This is a genomic window from Paenibacillus sp. FSL M7-0802 (genome assembly GCF_038004945.1).
Lineage (GTDB): Bacteria > Bacillota > Bacilli > Paenibacillales > Paenibacillaceae > Paenibacillus > Paenibacillus polymyxa_B.
The window spans coordinates 4,552,144-4,566,034 of record NZ_JBBOSD010000001.1 but is presented as its reverse complement, the minus strand read 5'-3'; the positions used below and the strand labels follow the sequence as shown (position 1 = coordinate 4,566,034).

Sequence of the window (13,891 nt, the reverse complement as noted above, 5' to 3'; positions counted from 1 at the left end):
AAAAAGGGGTCACAACAGGAGATCCCCTTGAAAGCAAAACACTTCACAAGTTTGTCATATACATCCGTTTTAAATATACCCCATAGGGGTACATTTAAAATATGTAATTAAAACCCTAAAGGAGCTGTAAATATGAGAATGCAATGGGCTTTGCTCGCTGGTACAATCATGATTATTTTGAGTGGGTGCGGGAACAGTAACACGCCGAACCAGGAGCACACGACAAACAGCAGTCAACAGCACGACACATCGGATATGAACCATTCCACTTCCAGTGAGCTTCCTACCGGACTAAAAGAAGCTGAAAATCCAGCCTTCAAAGCTGGTAGCCAAGCGACTATCCAAGCCGACCATATGGCAGGCATGAATGGGGCTACTGCCACGATTGTGGGTGCTTATACGACTACTGCTTATACGGTCTCATATACTCCAACCACTGGAGAAGAAAAAGTGAATAATCATAAGTGGGTTATTCATGAAGAGATTAAGGATACAGGCAGCGAGCCCTATGCACCGGGAACGGAGGTTATTCTTACAGCAGATCATATGAAGGGGATGGATGGGGCTAAGGCTACCATTGATTCCGTCGAGCCAACGACCGTATATATGGTAGATTATACGCCGACTACAGGAGGAGAGCCTGTCAAAAATCATAAATGGGTGACGGAGAGTGAGCTTTCAGCCCATTAGAACTCTTACAACACAGGCGCTTATGATAGCAAAAGGGAGCCTTACATCGGCTCCCTTTATACGGCTTATTTGAGTTTGGACAAACCTACTTTGCTAAATTCAGCTTGGCATCCTTGATGTCATACAAAGTCCCTTTGTTGGTTTCTACAAGCTTTTTCATTTGTTTGTTGGCTAGTCCATTTGCAGGCACGATTGCATTAAAAATAACACCATTTTTCTGTAATTGCTCGTTGATTTCATCTACTGAAAAACGGGCTTTACCCAGAGCTGTATTTTTATCATGAACTGGTGCATCTGTAATGAATATAATTGTTTTGGAATTAGAATTCTTGGGAAATTTACTTATAGCTAACTGAATAGCCTCTAATCCCGATTCCTTCAAATCCCCGCCAGCGGAAGGGCGCAGCATATTCAAATTACCTTTTAACTTGTTTTTATCGGTCGTAAACTCCAAAAATTCTAAATCTTTATCTGCCTTCAGATTGATATCCCGAAATGCAACGACAGCAAATTGGGAACCTGCTGGAACGGAATCAACAAAGCCTTTCACCTTCTGTCTCACATAATCCAGCGTCCCTGTCATACTACTCGTAACATCTATGACGAACACAATATCCGTAGATTTGGAGAAGGTGGTGGATATCTTTTTCAGAATCGTTGGATTGGAATGTGATTCGGAAGCATCTTCATTTTCCTCCATTAATTGTTCACTTTCACTGGTTGTCAAAACCTGCGGTGGAGCAAGAAAAATCACAACGCTCTGAGCTGCAATATTCCATTTTACCTTCGCACCCAGCGCCTCACTTACAAAGCGAATAGGAACCATTACTTTGCCATTAATGAGTCTCGGCGCCGCATTGAGACGCACTAATTTACCGTTGATATAGGCATCTCTGGAGCCTACAGTTAACTTAATCGTTGTATTTCCCTTGGTTGCAGTAACGGTCTTGGTAGCTCCATCCCATTTCACTTTCGCCCCAAGCGCCTCAAAAACGGCACGAAATGGCACCAGCATACTTCCGCTAATAGAGGTCGCAGGCTGCTCATATTGTTGCAGTTTCCCGTCTATAAACACCTCAACCTGCTGAGCCTTGTTATTATTTATGGGAACAAATTGGGGTACAGATGCTGCCGAATTTCCCGACTGATCGATCATTTTGATATAAAAGTAGTATCCACCCGTAGATAAATTCAGGTTACTCAATGGGTAGCTAAATGTTGTTTCCGGATCGAACTGAATCCGTTTAATTAATTGAGCATCCGCATTTTTGACCATAACGTATGAAGTGTACGTGGGTTGAATATTTTTCATTTTCAAACGAACCGAAAATGACGTACCTGAAGAGTTGATTGTAAATGTACCCGGAAAATCTTCTCCAGACGGGATAGACAAAGGGATTTCCGGTGACTCATCCACCTCTTGGTCCACTTTAGGCTCCACGACAGGCTGGGTTACTTGAGGTTCAATGACTTTCGGTTCATCCACAGGTTGAGCAACCTCGGGTTCACTGGGAGTGGGAATCTCTTTTATATTGGTCTCCACCTCAGGCTGCGTTACTTTCGGCTCCTCAGCAAGTGGAGTTACTGTAGATTCATCGACTGACTGCACAGTCCCTTCCATAGTTGTAGCTATAGGAAACTCTATATGATTTTCTGATCCTGGCCCAGGTGCTGGTCGTGAATCCGCAATTGAAATTGTGGAGTTGGCATAATCGATCGTAAAGTCACCCGGAGGAATTTCAATATAGTTGCTATACAGACGAATTGGTGTATCAGGCTTAATCGTAAACGGGAGATCGAATTTAAACACTCTGTTTACTCCATTACCATCACCAAGGGTAAGCTTAAGCTTATCTCCATCTCTGAATACTGTCGAATTGGCAGCATGAACACTTTCTGTACACAAAGTGAACAACCCTACGAGTATCGTTAAAAACGAAAGTAGGAACATCATTCTTTTGAGCTTCATTCTTATTTCCCCTTTTGAATCTATAGTCTTGTCGGTAAATCATAGCATAGGGTTAGATGAAGTTCATGCCATCTGATTACAGTTATGGATATGCGAACTCACTTTTTCCATCATTCGCGCTCTGTTCATCTGTTCAATGTTCATATGTATCTCCTTGGCCCGCTTCTTCAACGTGGCATACGTAATATGGCCGCCTTCAGTGCTTTAGTGCCTTCTTCGCTTTTCAAATAATCCGACGGTGTTTCGTTGCCGAGTGCGGGGACTTTTCGATCCATCCAAGTCAGCAAATATTCCCCCATATCGGGCAGCAGCACAATCTGAATCTCCTTGGGAATTTTACTTTCGACCACTTTTGCTCTTATAGCCGGATCTACCTGTGCATACCGCTCCTGATAGATCTGAACCATGTTGGCCCAGTTCTCCGGCTTAAACTCTTTCAAATATATGTCTCTCATCTACGAACCCTCCTTAGGGCCTCAGACAACGCTTTTCATGCTGGAGCAACCATTCTTTTCTCCATAGCCCTCCTGCATAGCCCGTTAGTTTCTGATTGGAACCGATAATTCGGTGACATGGAATCACAATGCTCAGCTTATTTTTTCCATTAGCACTGCCTACGGCTCGGATCGCTTTTTCATTTCCAATAGCAAGAGCAATATCTTTATAAGCTGTCGTTTTACCGTACCCCACGGACACCAGAGCATTCCATACTTTTTGCTGAAAATCCGTACCTTCAAAGGCATAAGGAAACGTAAACTCAAAGCGCTCACCTTTAAAATACTCGTCAAGCTGGATAGCGCATTCCGCTAATACTTGGATTGGAACCTCTTCTATAGCCCTCGTTAAGAGCTCATTCCGATTAGAGAACATAATAGAATAGACAGCCTCATTTGTGCCCTGTATCTCTATCTCTCCAATCGGCGATACATACTTCAATACGTAAAGTTCACTCATAAAAGGATACGACCTCCTTCCTTTCCTATTCCTTACTCAACTTTCTATACTCACTAGGAGAACAATGGTTCAAGCTGCGAAACGCCTTATAGAAATGGGAGGGACTTTGGAAGCCCGTCTCATAGCAAATCTCAAGATTCGTAAGATTTGTACTTTTAAGAAGATAGGCTGCCTTATCTACTCTTATTTTTTCCAAATACGTACGCGGGGTTTCGGCGGTTTCCTGTTTAAAGATCCGATCCAAGTAAAAGGAGCTTATTCCGATATGGTCCGCAATATCCTGCAATACAAGTTTTTCCTTGTAATGATTGACCAAGAAGGTTACTACATTCTGCACAAGTCTGATATACGGCGAATGGTCTGTATGGGGCTGGCATCTTTTGCAAGCACGAAAACCCGCCTTTTCCACTTTGTCCAAATCAAAGTAAAACTCCACATTTATTTTCTTCGGCTTTTTGGATCGACAGGAAGGTCGGCAGTATATGCGGGTTGTTTTCACTGCGGTAAAAAACAACCCGTCATACTTACGATCACACGCTATAATTTTCTCCCACATTTCTTCAAAAGAAAGACTAAGGTTAGCCATGATCGAATGCTCTGTCCTTTCTATAGTTCATATTCATCTAGCTCAAGGATTTTGCAAAATCCTCATATAAATGTGATGTATCTTGAAGCTCTATCAACTGTTCTGCATTCTTTTGCAAAGCAACTATTATCTTATCAGAAAATGCATTTCCAAAGCTAAACCGTTTAACTCCTAACTGCTGAAGCTGGTGGACATTCGTCAGACCCGGCAGGGATAAAACATTAAGCGGAGCATGTATATGAAACACAACTTCCCTGATCTCTTCATCACGCTTTAATCCTGGAACAAAAATTCCGCTCGCACCACTATCCACATACGCTTTGGCCCGCTCTATGGTCTCTGAAAGTGGGGCATCCATCTGCAAATATGTATCCGTTCTTGCGTTTATAAAAAACTTTTTAAACCCACGCGTATCCAATGCTGTTCTTATTTTGGACAACAGGTTACTGTGCAGGCCCACTTCTCGAAGTCCCTTTTTCGTTTTCAAAGAATCCTCAATATTAATCCCTGCAACTCCCACATCGGCTATCCTTAAAATATGCTCAACAATCGTTGCCGTATCCTCCCCATATCCTGCTTCAATATCTGCCGACACTGGAATCTGAACATGCTCAGCAATCGTCCGAATAATGCTTACATGCTGGTCAAAATCAATAAGCTCTCCATCTGAGAATCCAAGCGTATTGGCAATTCCCCAGCTCGTCGTACCTATCGCCTTAAAACCTGCCTTCTCCAGAGCCACCGCAGATAGCATATCCCAGGCGTTCCCTAAAAATAAAAGTTCCTCTGATGTGTGAAGTGCATGAAACTGATGAATTTTGTTCATAAATATAGCCTCCTGATATGTGATGTAACTCATTTTATCAAGAGGCTATCTTTGTTTCGTCCTCATTCTTGCACTTATGGTCTGTAGGAATCTAGGAACAACTAGGTCCATTTATTCACATATAAATCATAATTTTTGAAAAAAACGGTTATTTAAGCTCTATTCAATCATATTCTTCTTATCTATACTCTTGCTAAATCAATTCGAGTTAGATGCAAATCTACGCTTTTAGCTTTTAGCCTTTCACAATTACATTATTATAGGAGGAGTTATATGTATAAAATAAGCAATAAGCTCATTTCCAATAAAACAAAGTTTCTTATGATCTTGCTAAGCTTTACTGTAATTGCTTCTTTCTCTAGCTTGTCGGGCCCACCTGCCAAGGCTTTTGCTAAAGAGAATGGAACTCCAGTACAGAAAACGATCGATTTAAATGAGGGCTTCGACAACTCAAATGAAGCTAGTATAGAGCCATTATCCCTTACCAGCGAAGCAGCTACTAGCCAAGAAGCGGTTACAGCTATTGATCATGATGCTAATTTCTCACCTTCAACACTTCAGTTTCTGAAGGCTAATACAGGACTCGACGGTGAGCAATGGGATAATATTATGAAGCTAGTGAACAAACCAGAGCAAGATTCTTTGAAATGGACTGAATTCTATGGATATGCTGAAGATATCGGCGATAATCGCGGATACACCATTGGTATCTTTGGAGCAACAACAGGCGGTTCAAATGATACGGGACCCGATGGTCCGGACTTATTCAAAGCTTTTGATGCTGCTAGTGGAGCTAGTAACCCTTCCATTGCAGGTGGATTAACACGTGCTGGCCTGAAGGGGAAAATGAGTGGTTCGATTCTAAAGCTCAGCGATAGCGATAGTGTTATCAAGAAGAAGATCAACGCTCTCCAAAACAATGAAGCTTGGAGAGAAGCCATGTGGCGTACGTTCTATGACACCTATATCGAATATAGTGTACAGCAAGCACAGAAACGTGGATTTAATACTGCTCTGACGATTGGTTCATTTGTCGACACAGCACTCAATCAAGGCGCTACTGGTGATTCAGGTAGTCTTGAAGGAATCCTCTCACGTTCAGGCAGTAGTACGAATGAGAAGAAGTTCATGACTAGCTTCTATGCTAAGCGTACATTGGTTGTCGATACCAACGATTATAACCAACCTCCCAATGGTAAGAATCGTGTGAAACAATGGAGCTCTCTCTTAGCTTCTGGCGAAACAGATCTTAAGAACGCAGATGCAGCTGTGATCAAAGCAACGAATTGGGAACTGAAGTAAATATAATATACGTCATTAGGAGGGCATATCGTATGTCCTCCTTTATCTATTTTTTATGAACATTGAGTTGGTGTTGACTGCTAACAACATCCCATTCTCCCATACAGTTCCTCTCATCATTCGAGTATGTAGGTCGCGTGTACAAATAGAGAGACTGTCCCAAAAGCCCGAAAGTTGCAAGCTCCTGAAACAGTCTTGTAAAATGGTTTATGAAGTCGAAATAAGGCCGTTAGATGATTCGATAGCCAGATGGCAGTCTACCGCTACTGCGGATATTACGGATTTGCTGCAACGTCAAACGTTGATTGGTAGAGATAATAGATTCCACATCATTCCCGCGAATCAGATCATCCAGGTCGGCGATGTTGCGATTGCCTCTAAACACACGGAAGTTACCTCTAAACCGCGTGCCAGTAAAGAGTACAAGTGTAGCATTGCTGCTAGTAGAAAAGAAACGCAAACTTTCGATGCCGTTGAGAATGTTATCGGTATTACGAATGCCTAGGTTTCCTCTGAATACTCTCCTGGAACCCCGAAAATTTTCTTCGTTGTAGACTGTAAGACGTGGATACGTTTGAGATACATATGCTTTGTTGTCCATGTTGTAATTCCTCCTTTCAACTTTATCTTATGCTTCACCATCCGATTGGCGCGGGCCTCGCAGCATCCATCTAAAAATAGTTATGTGATTGAATAGAGCAGATGCAGACTTGAAAAAGGAACATATGTTCTGTATAATCTAGCTTAGCAATTTGGAAAATCCTGAACTAACGGAGATGCGGACATGGACGATAAATTTATTGAGGAACTACGTGAAATTAGCAGAAACGACAAGCGAAGATCCGAATTTCTTATTAAGGGTATGAAGGAAACACTTCAGGAAAGAAAAGAAAAAAACTTTATCGAAAGATGGATTTGGCGACAAAAAAATAAGAAGCTTATAGCGCGGAAGTTTAAATCCTAGTAGATATAACAACTGAATCTTCATAGATTTCTACTTTTTGTTTAGGTCATAGCTCATTTTTAGGAGGCAGAGTCATGATTGAGCTACTAGTCTCAAACGACGATATATTAAATCAAAATCAATTTTTGGCTGATGAAGTTCGATACAATTTGATCCATCGAATTTGTGAGTCAGAAGAGTCAACATGCCTCAAAACGTCCGATAAAAATATGATCTTTGCTCAATCACCCGGACATAAGGCTTGGCTATGGATCTCACAACAAATCACAGATGATTATAAATTGACCTATATAGAAGAACTCTTACGTTATTTAAAAGGAACCACCCTATACCCCGCCTAATTTGCGAAAGAAAGGTTTTGCCAGCGCAATGGTATCCGAGCTATGTTGCATTTTGGAAAATGAGCATTTAGTACCCATGCTATATGCAGATTTAAAAAATTCGGTTTCCAATCAAGTTTATAATAATATCGGCTTTGAGGAAGGCGGCAAAATCACTGATATTGCGTTTGAATAAGCCTTCCTACTGCAAGAGAGCATGTTATTGCTCATTCAAATCAAAGAAGGCCGCAATGTCACCTTCATCACTGGGCCTCCTCTTCACTTATCTATACACTTTACTCCGTAACACCCACTTGTGTTTGAACTGAGGATCTTCGTGTAAGTAAATACGTAGCCACAATAGCGATACCAACCCCTGCTGCTCCAAACCAGGTGATGGAAGACAGCGAAACCTGACCAACAACTACACCGCCAATTCCGGCTCCGGCTGCCATAGCAAACTGCATTGTAGATTGATTGAGACTCAGCATCACACCGGAAGATTCAGGCACAAGTGTGACCAGATTATATTGTTGAGTAGGTCCAGTTGTCCAGGCTGCGAACGACCAAAGGATCAATAAAGCAAATACTGCGATCAGGGAATGAGCGGCAAAAGGAAGCAAGAGTAAGGAAATACCGTGCAACACCATACCCCCTAATAATGTAAAGGGTATACCCTTTTTATCCGCACTGTACCCACCAATTTTTGACCCGATTAGACTGGCAATTCCGAAGGCGAGCAATACTGAGCTTAGCATATCCTCTCCTACACCTGATACATTCAGCAAATACGGTGAGATGTAAGTATACGCGAGTGAATAACCACCTAGCCAAAAGAAGGTAATGCCTAATCCCAAAGCAACTTCAGGCTTTTTCAGAAGAGCAAACTGTTGTAGTAAGGGGACAGGTCGATCTCCTTTTAAGCGGGGAATTGTCATAGATATAACAATTAGGGCAATAATCCCTGTCAACGCGATGCCGAGAAATACGGTTTTCCAGCCATATGCAGAAGATATCATTCTCCCAAGCGGCACCCCAATAATCAGCGAGGCTGTAAAACCCATAGTAACCGTAGCAATAGAACTGGCCTGCTTGCCGGCTGGGGCAATTTTCGCAGCAATGCTCAGTGCTGTAACCACGACCATCCCCGCCCCGAGGGCCATAAGAATACGTGCGGCGATAAACATTCCAAAACCCGGCAGAACAAAGGAGAGGACATTGGCTACTGCAAATAATCCGAGGGAACTCAAGAGCAGCTTGCGTCTGTCCCATTTAGCGGTTACTGCCATCAGGATCGGCGTGCCAATCGCGTAAGCAAGGGAAAAGACTGTAATCAGCTGGCCCGCTGCGGACACCGTAATCCCCATGGTTGTTGCAATCTGATCCAAAACGCCTGAGATAATGTATTCGGATGTGCCTACCAAAAAACTAACAATTGCCAAAATATACACTTTCCATGTACTCTGCATTTTCTAGTAACGCCTCTTTCTTTTTATATTTTTATATTTTTACAAATATCGAAATTAAGACTAAAAAAATTTATGTTATTAAGAACGGGGCATATTTCTGCGCTGCTTCCACATCCAAGCTGTAATAAATAAACGTCCCCTCTTTACGGTATGTGAGCAACCCCGACTCTGCCATTTGCTTCAGATGGTGCGATAGCGTTGAAATAGCTACACTGTTCAGCTTCTCGCCCAGCACAGAGCAGCATTGGTCGCTTTCCTCTTTTAGCAGAAGTGCTATCTTGAGACGAGTCGGTTCTCCAAGTGCTTTATATATTTTTACAGCCTGCTGCATCTCTGTTGTATCTTTCACCCTGTTCGGCTCCCTTCTGTTCCAGTCTTAATTTCGATGTTTGTCGAAATAAAATTATCACAAACATTTGTAAAAGTAAATACGTTTATTATAAAGGTACAGCTATTTTACACTCTGTGGTGTAAATGATGTTCTTTCTCATCCGATAAATAACCCCCCATCCATAAAGGATGGAGGGAAAAATGATCTGAGTAGAGAGAGAGTCATGGATGCCATGGCGTTAATTCGGGCTTGCCGTGGGTCTGACAATAATTTCATTAACATCTACATCTGCTGGCTGCTCCATGGCATACAGAATGGAACGGGCAATGGCATCAGGCGAAATCGAAATACGACGGTACTCTTTCATTCCTTGCCGGGCCTCTTCATCTGAAATACTGTCAGCAAGCTCAGATTCGGTTACTCCTGGCGATACCAGCGTCACACGAATATCTCCCCCCACCTCCAAACGCAATCCTTCAGAGATCGCCCGAACCGCATACTTCGTTGCGCAATACACCGCTGCAGTTGGGGTTACACTATACGCGCCAATAGAGGCGATATTGATAAACTGACCAAATCCTTGCTTTTTCATAATCGGAAGCCCTGCCGCAATCCCATGCAGAACGCCCCGTATATTTACATCAATCATGCGATCCCATTCCTCTACCTTCAGGGCTTCTAATTTTGAAAGAGGCATCACTCCCGCATTGTTCAAAATGACATCCACACGCCCAAATGTTTTTTCCGCGTACTTAATGAACGCTTCCATCTGGTCCCTCTTAGTCACATCCAGTTGCTGATAATCAGCCGATCCACCTTTAGAACGAATCTCAGATGTCAGAGCCTCTAGTCGCTCTGTGCGTCTGGCCCCTAATATTACATGAGCCCCATGGTGAGCAAGTAAACGGGCAGTAGCTTCACCGATCCCACTGCTTGCCCCCGTAATAGCTACGACTTTCCCTTTAATATCCAACATTCTTATTCCTCCTCTAGTTAAAAATATCACTGAAACAGATTACTTTTTTACTTCCCTGTAAAAAACCATCCCTGCATGATACAAAACACCATTTTTGAATACACCATCTGCCGTAAATCCGGTGTCGTCCACATATTCGATATAGTCATCTTCTAAGATATAGCTGCCTGTATAGGCACTTTGTCTCTGACCCCGTGCTTCATCATAACGGCCATTAGGCAAGAGTTCGTGACGGATATTTCCGTCTTCAGTTACCCACATCCCTATATAGGGATGCTGCGAAGCGTGTACACTTTTTTCCGCTTTGTTACTCTCCATGACTCCCACTCCTTTGTACTTCTATTTTTTTCTCAATTGCTCATTAGGTGTTGTATCTGCATCTTATTATGAGAGGAATGTCCATCAGCCCGGTAGAAGAATCAGAGCAAATTATTGCCTAATCCTCCAAAGCCCCTTAATATGTAATAAACTACTGAAAATGAAAACGGGCTACGTTGCAAAGAAGGGATGTGTCATGATGGGGGCAACCAAAATAGAAGGTTCTACCCTGGAAAAACAAGCCGAGTTGGCAAGGCTTATAGAACGATTTTCAAATCAGGACGGAGTTCTCACTACAGCCATACCTTCGCTTCATTTCGTCCGAAGTTCAAATACAACCGTACCGATACATCAAGTCCATGAACCTGCTTTATGTATTGTGGCACAAGGCAGAAAAGTCGTGATGCTCGCAGAGGAAAGTTACCATTACGGCACATCCGATTACCTTGTTGTGTCGGTGGATTTGCCGATTTCCGGGCAGGTCATTCAAGCGTCAGCAGAAGCTCCTTATTTGTGCCTCCGGCTCAATTTTGATCCGCATCAGGTTTTGGACCTGATCAAGGAATCTGCTTTTCCCACAAGCCCAATGCCTGATTCCAGACGAGGCTTGTATGTAAGCCAAACTAACTCTCTACTGCTGGATGCCGTGGTAAGGCTAGTGCATCTTTTGGAAAACCCGCAAGATGTTCCGGTGCTGGCTCCATTAGTCATTCGTGAGATACTGTATAGGATTTTACAGGGGAATCAGGGGGAATCCTTAAAACAACTGGTCATGACCGGCAGCCATTCCAACCGGATCGCAGAAGTCATAAAGCGGATTAAGCAGGATTATGATAAGCCGTTACGTATTGAGGAATTGTCCAAACTAGCGAATATGAGTCCTTCGTCACTACATCGTCATTTTAAAGAGGTTACGGCTATGAGCCCAATGCAATATCAAAAACAATTACGTCTACAAGAGTCCCGCCGCTTGTTGTTATCTGAATCAGCGGATGCGGCAGATGTCGGTTTTCAGGTAGGTTACGAGAGTCCCTCACAATTCAGCCGCGAATACGCCCGCTTGTTCGGCCTGCCTCCAATTAGTGATATTAAACGCTTGCGCTCAGATCAGGATCACCAGACCACTTGAACCCATTGTTAGATGAACATCTGAAACCAATGGTTCTACTAACGTTAATCCCAATCATAAATGCCAGGATGTAAAAAACAGCACAAAACAGCCGCTCCTCCGGTAGAGACGCGGCTGTTCAATATATTCCTCTATGCATGTGGTCATCACTATTTGAGCATCAATACGGATTATCCAGCTTGACGAACAAGGCTCGGATGACATCCTTCTCTGCCGTAGTAAGCTTTTGTCCTGCCTGCCATTGTTGAATCTCTTTCTTGACTTCCTTGGGTTCTCTATAGCTGAGAGCATACCCGATGCTTCCTATACCTTGTGTGCGGTTGGTTTTGTCCATATTTGCCAATGCTCGAGTCATCGCAGTTCTATCTCTTGTAAACAAATCTCCCATAAGACCAGCATAGCTTTCGCTTAAAGCTCCATCCAATCCGTCAGAAGCCTGAATCAGATTTGCAAAGCTTTCCGATGGAATAAAAGCACGCTGCCTATACAGATATTCGATAATTTCCAGGCTTTGATGTTCTTTGATTTCGTTTATCTTTCCCCATTGGATTCCTGCTAAATGGTCCGTCATATGACGTACTTTTGCTTCATCACTGAGGGATGAATCCTTATAAAAGGACAGTACAAGCTCCTCTTTACTTTGCTGGGTGTGCTGCGTATTGGCTGCAGTTTGCTTGGACTCCCCATTGTTTGCACCGGACGGCGCCGCAGTTTCAGCATCCTGTCCCACTGGATGAGGAGTACACCCTATGGTTACAGCCAGCAATAGTGCAGCACAAGCTACAGAAACGAACCCATTACCTTTTAACATGAATCCACTCTCCTGTCTGAACAAACAGTGGTCGTTATAATGCCCAAAATCCACTCATAACCTCGTTCATCTATCGTTATAACGATAGGAAGATTCCATCTAGACTTCTACGCGTCACGTCCTACCGTGGGCTTACGGATCACAGAGACGCTCGATTCCCTCACGATCAGACGAGGCTCGAATTGCACACGCTCATAATCCCCAGGTGTCTGTTCCTGAATCCGCTTGAGCAGCAGCTCCGCAGCCAACCGTGCCACCTCTTCCCCCATGATGGAAACTGAGCTGATCTGAGGGGTCGTTACCATAGCCCACAAATTGTTATCAATACCGACTACAGCAACCTCATCTGGCACCTTTACACCCAAATCCTTAAATCGATTGACGATCCCTATCGCCACCATATCATTAACCGCATAAATAGCATCCGGCATATGTTTCAGGCTGTAAAAATAATCGGCTGCGCGCAGCCCTGTCTCAAAGGAGAAATCATCGCCAAAATAAACGAGTGAAGGGTCCACATGCTGGAGAGACTGCTCATAAGCGAAGTATCTTTCCTCGATTTTGTCCTTCGCAGCACCTGCATAGGCAATTCTTGTTCTGCCGATTTTAAGCAAATGCTCCATCACGAGTCTTCCCTCTTGCCGGGCCAGACTGACGATATCCGCTTTGACATCTTCGCCCAGCTTCTTGCCATAGTTAATAATGGACACGGGAACGCTGGCTTTGTTAATCAGATCTACCAACATTTTGGGATACGCCAGCGGCATAATGATGAGCCCGTCGACATGCAGCTTCTTGACCTCACGAACTGTTTCAAGCTCCATTCTGGCATTCCCAGCAGTATTGATTTGCACGACACGGTATCCATGCTGCTTGGCGGCCTGCTCTACGGACCAAGCGATCTCTGGAATAATCGCGTTACGAATGTCCGGCACGGCTAGCGCGATTTGTCGTGTCTGACGAACTTTCAAGCTCTGAGCCGAGGTGTTGGGCGTAAACCCCATCTCTTCAATCACTTGCAAAATTAAGGCTTTCGTTCTCGGGCTGATGCCCTCACTATCATTAATAGCTCTGGAGACAGTCGCTATACCGACTCCTGCCCGCTTGGCTACATCCTCTATGGTTACTTTCTTTTGATCTGTCACGCCCAAAATCCTTTCAAGAACGGAATCGTTTTCTGACTTTCTAAAATAAAGTCTTAATGTTGATATTATACCACAGAATGAGTGTCTAAAAATTGAAGTCG

General features: G+C 43.4%; 17 protein-coding genes. 5 read left to right on the top strand and 12 right to left on the bottom strand.

Going from position 1 to position 13,891, the window contains the following annotated elements; genetic code table 11:
- Positions 1-132: 132 nt before the first annotated feature.
- Positions 133-690: a YdhK family protein gene (locus MHB54_RS20965; protein ID WP_071558421.1), complete on the top strand. Its 558-nt coding sequence runs from the start codon at positions 133-135 to the stop codon at positions 688-690.
- Between the two features lie 85 nt (positions 691-775).
- On the opposite strand, the gene MHB54_RS20960 is transcribed toward MHB54_RS20965, so the two are convergent.
- The 5 genes from MHB54_RS20960 to MHB54_RS20940 all read right to left on the bottom strand — a co-directional run bounded on the left by MHB54_RS20960 (position 776) and on the right by MHB54_RS20940 (position 5,025).
- Positions 776-2,659, bottom strand: a complete 1,884-nt coding sequence (locus tag MHB54_RS20960; protein ID WP_339200637.1) for a stalk domain-containing protein — start codon at positions 2,657-2,659, stop codon at positions 776-778.
- Positions 2,660-2,826: 167 nt separating this feature from the next.
- Positions 2,827-3,114, bottom strand: coding sequence for an antitoxin Xre/MbcA/ParS toxin-binding domain-containing protein (locus tag MHB54_RS20955; protein WP_023989726.1), 288 nt, complete (start codon positions 3,112-3,114; stop codon positions 2,827-2,829).
- A 13-nt stretch (positions 3,115-3,127) separates the two neighbouring features.
- Positions 3,128-3,613 (bottom strand): methylated-DNA--[protein]-cysteine S-methyltransferase, encoded by a 486-nt coding sequence (locus MHB54_RS20950; RefSeq protein WP_023989727.1) that lies wholly within the window; start codon positions 3,611-3,613, stop codon positions 3,128-3,130.
- A 25-nt stretch (positions 3,614-3,638) separates the two neighbouring features.
- Positions 3,639-4,199, bottom strand: coding sequence for a bifunctional transcriptional activator/DNA repair enzyme AdaA (locus MHB54_RS20945; protein WP_023989728.1), 561 nt, complete (start codon positions 4,197-4,199; stop codon positions 3,639-3,641).
- A 37-nt stretch (positions 4,200-4,236) separates the two neighbouring features.
- The gene (locus MHB54_RS20940; protein WP_339200640.1) at positions 4,237-5,025 is read right to left on the bottom strand and encodes an isocitrate lyase/PEP mutase family protein; all 789 of its coding nucleotides are present in this window, start codon (positions 5,023-5,025) and stop codon (positions 4,237-4,239) included.
- Positions 5,026-5,298: 273 nt separating this feature from the next.
- On the opposite strand from MHB54_RS20940, the gene MHB54_RS20935 reads away from it, so the two are divergent.
- Positions 5,299-6,327 (top strand): chitosanase, encoded by a 1,029-nt coding sequence (locus tag MHB54_RS20935; RefSeq protein WP_339200642.1) that lies wholly within the window; start codon positions 5,299-5,301, stop codon positions 6,325-6,327.
- Positions 6,328-6,556: 229 nt separating this feature from the next.
- Here MHB54_RS20935 and MHB54_RS20930 read toward each other — a convergent pair whose 3' ends face one another.
- On the bottom strand, positions 6,557-6,928 hold the full coding sequence (locus MHB54_RS20930) for a hypothetical protein (protein ID WP_023989731.1): 372 nt from the start codon (positions 6,926-6,928) through the stop codon (positions 6,557-6,559).
- Between the two features lie 437 nt (positions 6,929-7,365).
- Between MHB54_RS20930 and MHB54_RS20925 the strand changes: the two genes are divergently transcribed.
- Both MHB54_RS20925 and MHB54_RS20920 read left to right on the top strand, forming a co-directional pair.
- Positions 7,366-7,632: a hypothetical protein gene (locus MHB54_RS20925; RefSeq protein ID WP_023989732.1), complete on the top strand. Its 267-nt coding sequence runs from the start codon at positions 7,366-7,368 to the stop codon at positions 7,630-7,632.
- A gap of 28 nt (positions 7,633-7,660) precedes the next feature.
- On the top strand, positions 7,661-7,807 hold the full coding sequence (locus MHB54_RS20920) for a hypothetical protein (RefSeq protein WP_254347592.1): 147 nt from the start codon (positions 7,661-7,663) through the stop codon (positions 7,805-7,807).
- A 100-nt stretch (positions 7,808-7,907) separates the two neighbouring features.
- On the opposite strand, the gene MHB54_RS20915 is transcribed toward MHB54_RS20920, so the two are convergent.
- The 4 genes from MHB54_RS20915 to MHB54_RS20900 form a co-directional block, all read right to left on the bottom strand.
- Positions 7,908-9,080 carry an MFS transporter gene (locus tag MHB54_RS20915; RefSeq protein ID WP_340981907.1) on the bottom strand — a complete coding sequence of 391 codons (1,173 nt, stop codon included), beginning with the start codon at positions 9,078-9,080 and terminating at the stop codon, positions 7,908-7,910.
- Between the two features lie 70 nt (positions 9,081-9,150).
- On the bottom strand, positions 9,151-9,429 hold the full coding sequence (locus MHB54_RS20910; RefSeq protein ID WP_013311367.1) for an ArsR/SmtB family transcription factor: 279 nt from the start codon (positions 9,427-9,429) through the stop codon (positions 9,151-9,153).
- Positions 9,430-9,649: 220 nt separating this feature from the next.
- Positions 9,650-10,387, bottom strand: a complete 738-nt coding sequence (locus MHB54_RS20905; RefSeq protein WP_028542250.1) for an SDR family oxidoreductase — start codon at positions 10,385-10,387, stop codon at positions 9,650-9,652.
- 39 nt (positions 10,388-10,426) lie between these two features.
- Positions 10,427-10,705, bottom strand: coding sequence for an Atu4866 domain-containing protein (locus MHB54_RS20900; protein WP_013311369.1), 279 nt, complete (start codon positions 10,703-10,705; stop codon positions 10,427-10,429).
- Positions 10,706-10,904: 199 nt separating this feature from the next.
- Here MHB54_RS20900 and MHB54_RS20895 point away from each other — a divergent pair, with 199 nt between their 5' ends.
- Positions 10,905-11,834: an AraC family transcriptional regulator gene (locus tag MHB54_RS20895; RefSeq protein ID WP_028542248.1), complete on the top strand. Its 930-nt coding sequence runs from the start codon at positions 10,905-10,907 to the stop codon at positions 11,832-11,834.
- A 160-nt stretch (positions 11,835-11,994) separates the two neighbouring features.
- On the opposite strand, the gene MHB54_RS20890 is transcribed toward MHB54_RS20895, so the two are convergent.
- Both MHB54_RS20890 and MHB54_RS20885 read right to left on the bottom strand, forming a co-directional pair.
- Positions 11,995-12,645: a hypothetical protein gene (locus MHB54_RS20890; RefSeq protein ID WP_075154587.1), complete on the bottom strand. Its 651-nt coding sequence runs from the start codon at positions 12,643-12,645 to the stop codon at positions 11,995-11,997.
- A 107-nt stretch (positions 12,646-12,752) separates the two neighbouring features.
- Positions 12,753-13,790, bottom strand: a complete 1,038-nt coding sequence (locus tag MHB54_RS20885; RefSeq protein ID WP_013311372.1) for a LacI family DNA-binding transcriptional regulator — start codon at positions 13,788-13,790, stop codon at positions 12,753-12,755.
- Positions 13,791-13,891 lie beyond the last annotated feature (101 nt).

Excerpts from the sequence above, each read along its gene's own strand:
- MHB54_RS20965 (WP_071558421.1), top strand. The coding sequence starts at position 133 with ATGAGAATGCAATGGGCTTTGCTCGCTGGTACAATCATGATTATTTTG.
- MHB54_RS20960 (WP_339200637.1), bottom strand. The coding sequence starts at position 2,659 with ATGAAGCTCAAAAGAATGATGTTCCTACTTTCGTTTTTAACGATACTC.
- MHB54_RS20955 (WP_023989726.1), bottom strand. The coding sequence starts at position 3,114 with ATGAGAGACATATATTTGAAAGAGTTTAAGCCGGAGAACTGGGCCAAC.
- MHB54_RS20950 (WP_023989727.1), bottom strand. The coding sequence starts at position 3,613 with ATGAGTGAACTTTACGTATTGAAGTATGTATCGCCGATTGGAGAGATA.
- MHB54_RS20945 (WP_023989728.1), bottom strand. The coding sequence starts at position 4,199 with ATGGCTAACCTTAGTCTTTCTTTTGAAGAAATGTGGGAGAAAATTATA.
- MHB54_RS20940 (WP_339200640.1), bottom strand. The coding sequence starts at position 5,025 with ATGAACAAAATTCATCAGTTTCATGCACTTCACACATCAGAGGAACTT.
- MHB54_RS20935 (WP_339200642.1), top strand. The coding sequence starts at position 5,299 with ATGTATAAAATAAGCAATAAGCTCATTTCCAATAAAACAAAGTTTCTT.
- MHB54_RS20930 (WP_023989731.1), bottom strand. The coding sequence starts at position 6,928 with ATGGACAACAAAGCATATGTATCTCAAACGTATCCACGTCTTACAGTC.
- MHB54_RS20925 (WP_023989732.1), top strand. The coding sequence starts at position 7,366 with ATGATTGAGCTACTAGTCTCAAACGACGATATATTAAATCAAAATCAA.
- MHB54_RS20920 (WP_254347592.1), top strand. The coding sequence starts at position 7,661 with ATGGTATCCGAGCTATGTTGCATTTTGGAAAATGAGCATTTAGTACCC.
- MHB54_RS20915 (WP_340981907.1), bottom strand. The coding sequence starts at position 9,080 with ATGCAGAGTACATGGAAAGTGTATATTTTGGCAATTGTTAGTTTTTTG.
- MHB54_RS20905 (WP_028542250.1), bottom strand. The coding sequence starts at position 10,387 with ATGTTGGATATTAAAGGGAAAGTCGTAGCTATTACGGGGGCAAGCAGT.
- MHB54_RS20900 (WP_013311369.1), bottom strand. The coding sequence starts at position 10,705 with ATGGAGAGTAACAAAGCGGAAAAAAGTGTACACGCTTCGCAGCATCCC.
- MHB54_RS20895 (WP_028542248.1), top strand. The coding sequence starts at position 10,905 with ATGGGGGCAACCAAAATAGAAGGTTCTACCCTGGAAAAACAAGCCGAG.
- MHB54_RS20890 (WP_075154587.1), bottom strand. The coding sequence starts at position 12,645 with ATGTTAAAAGGTAATGGGTTCGTTTCTGTAGCTTGTGCTGCACTATTG.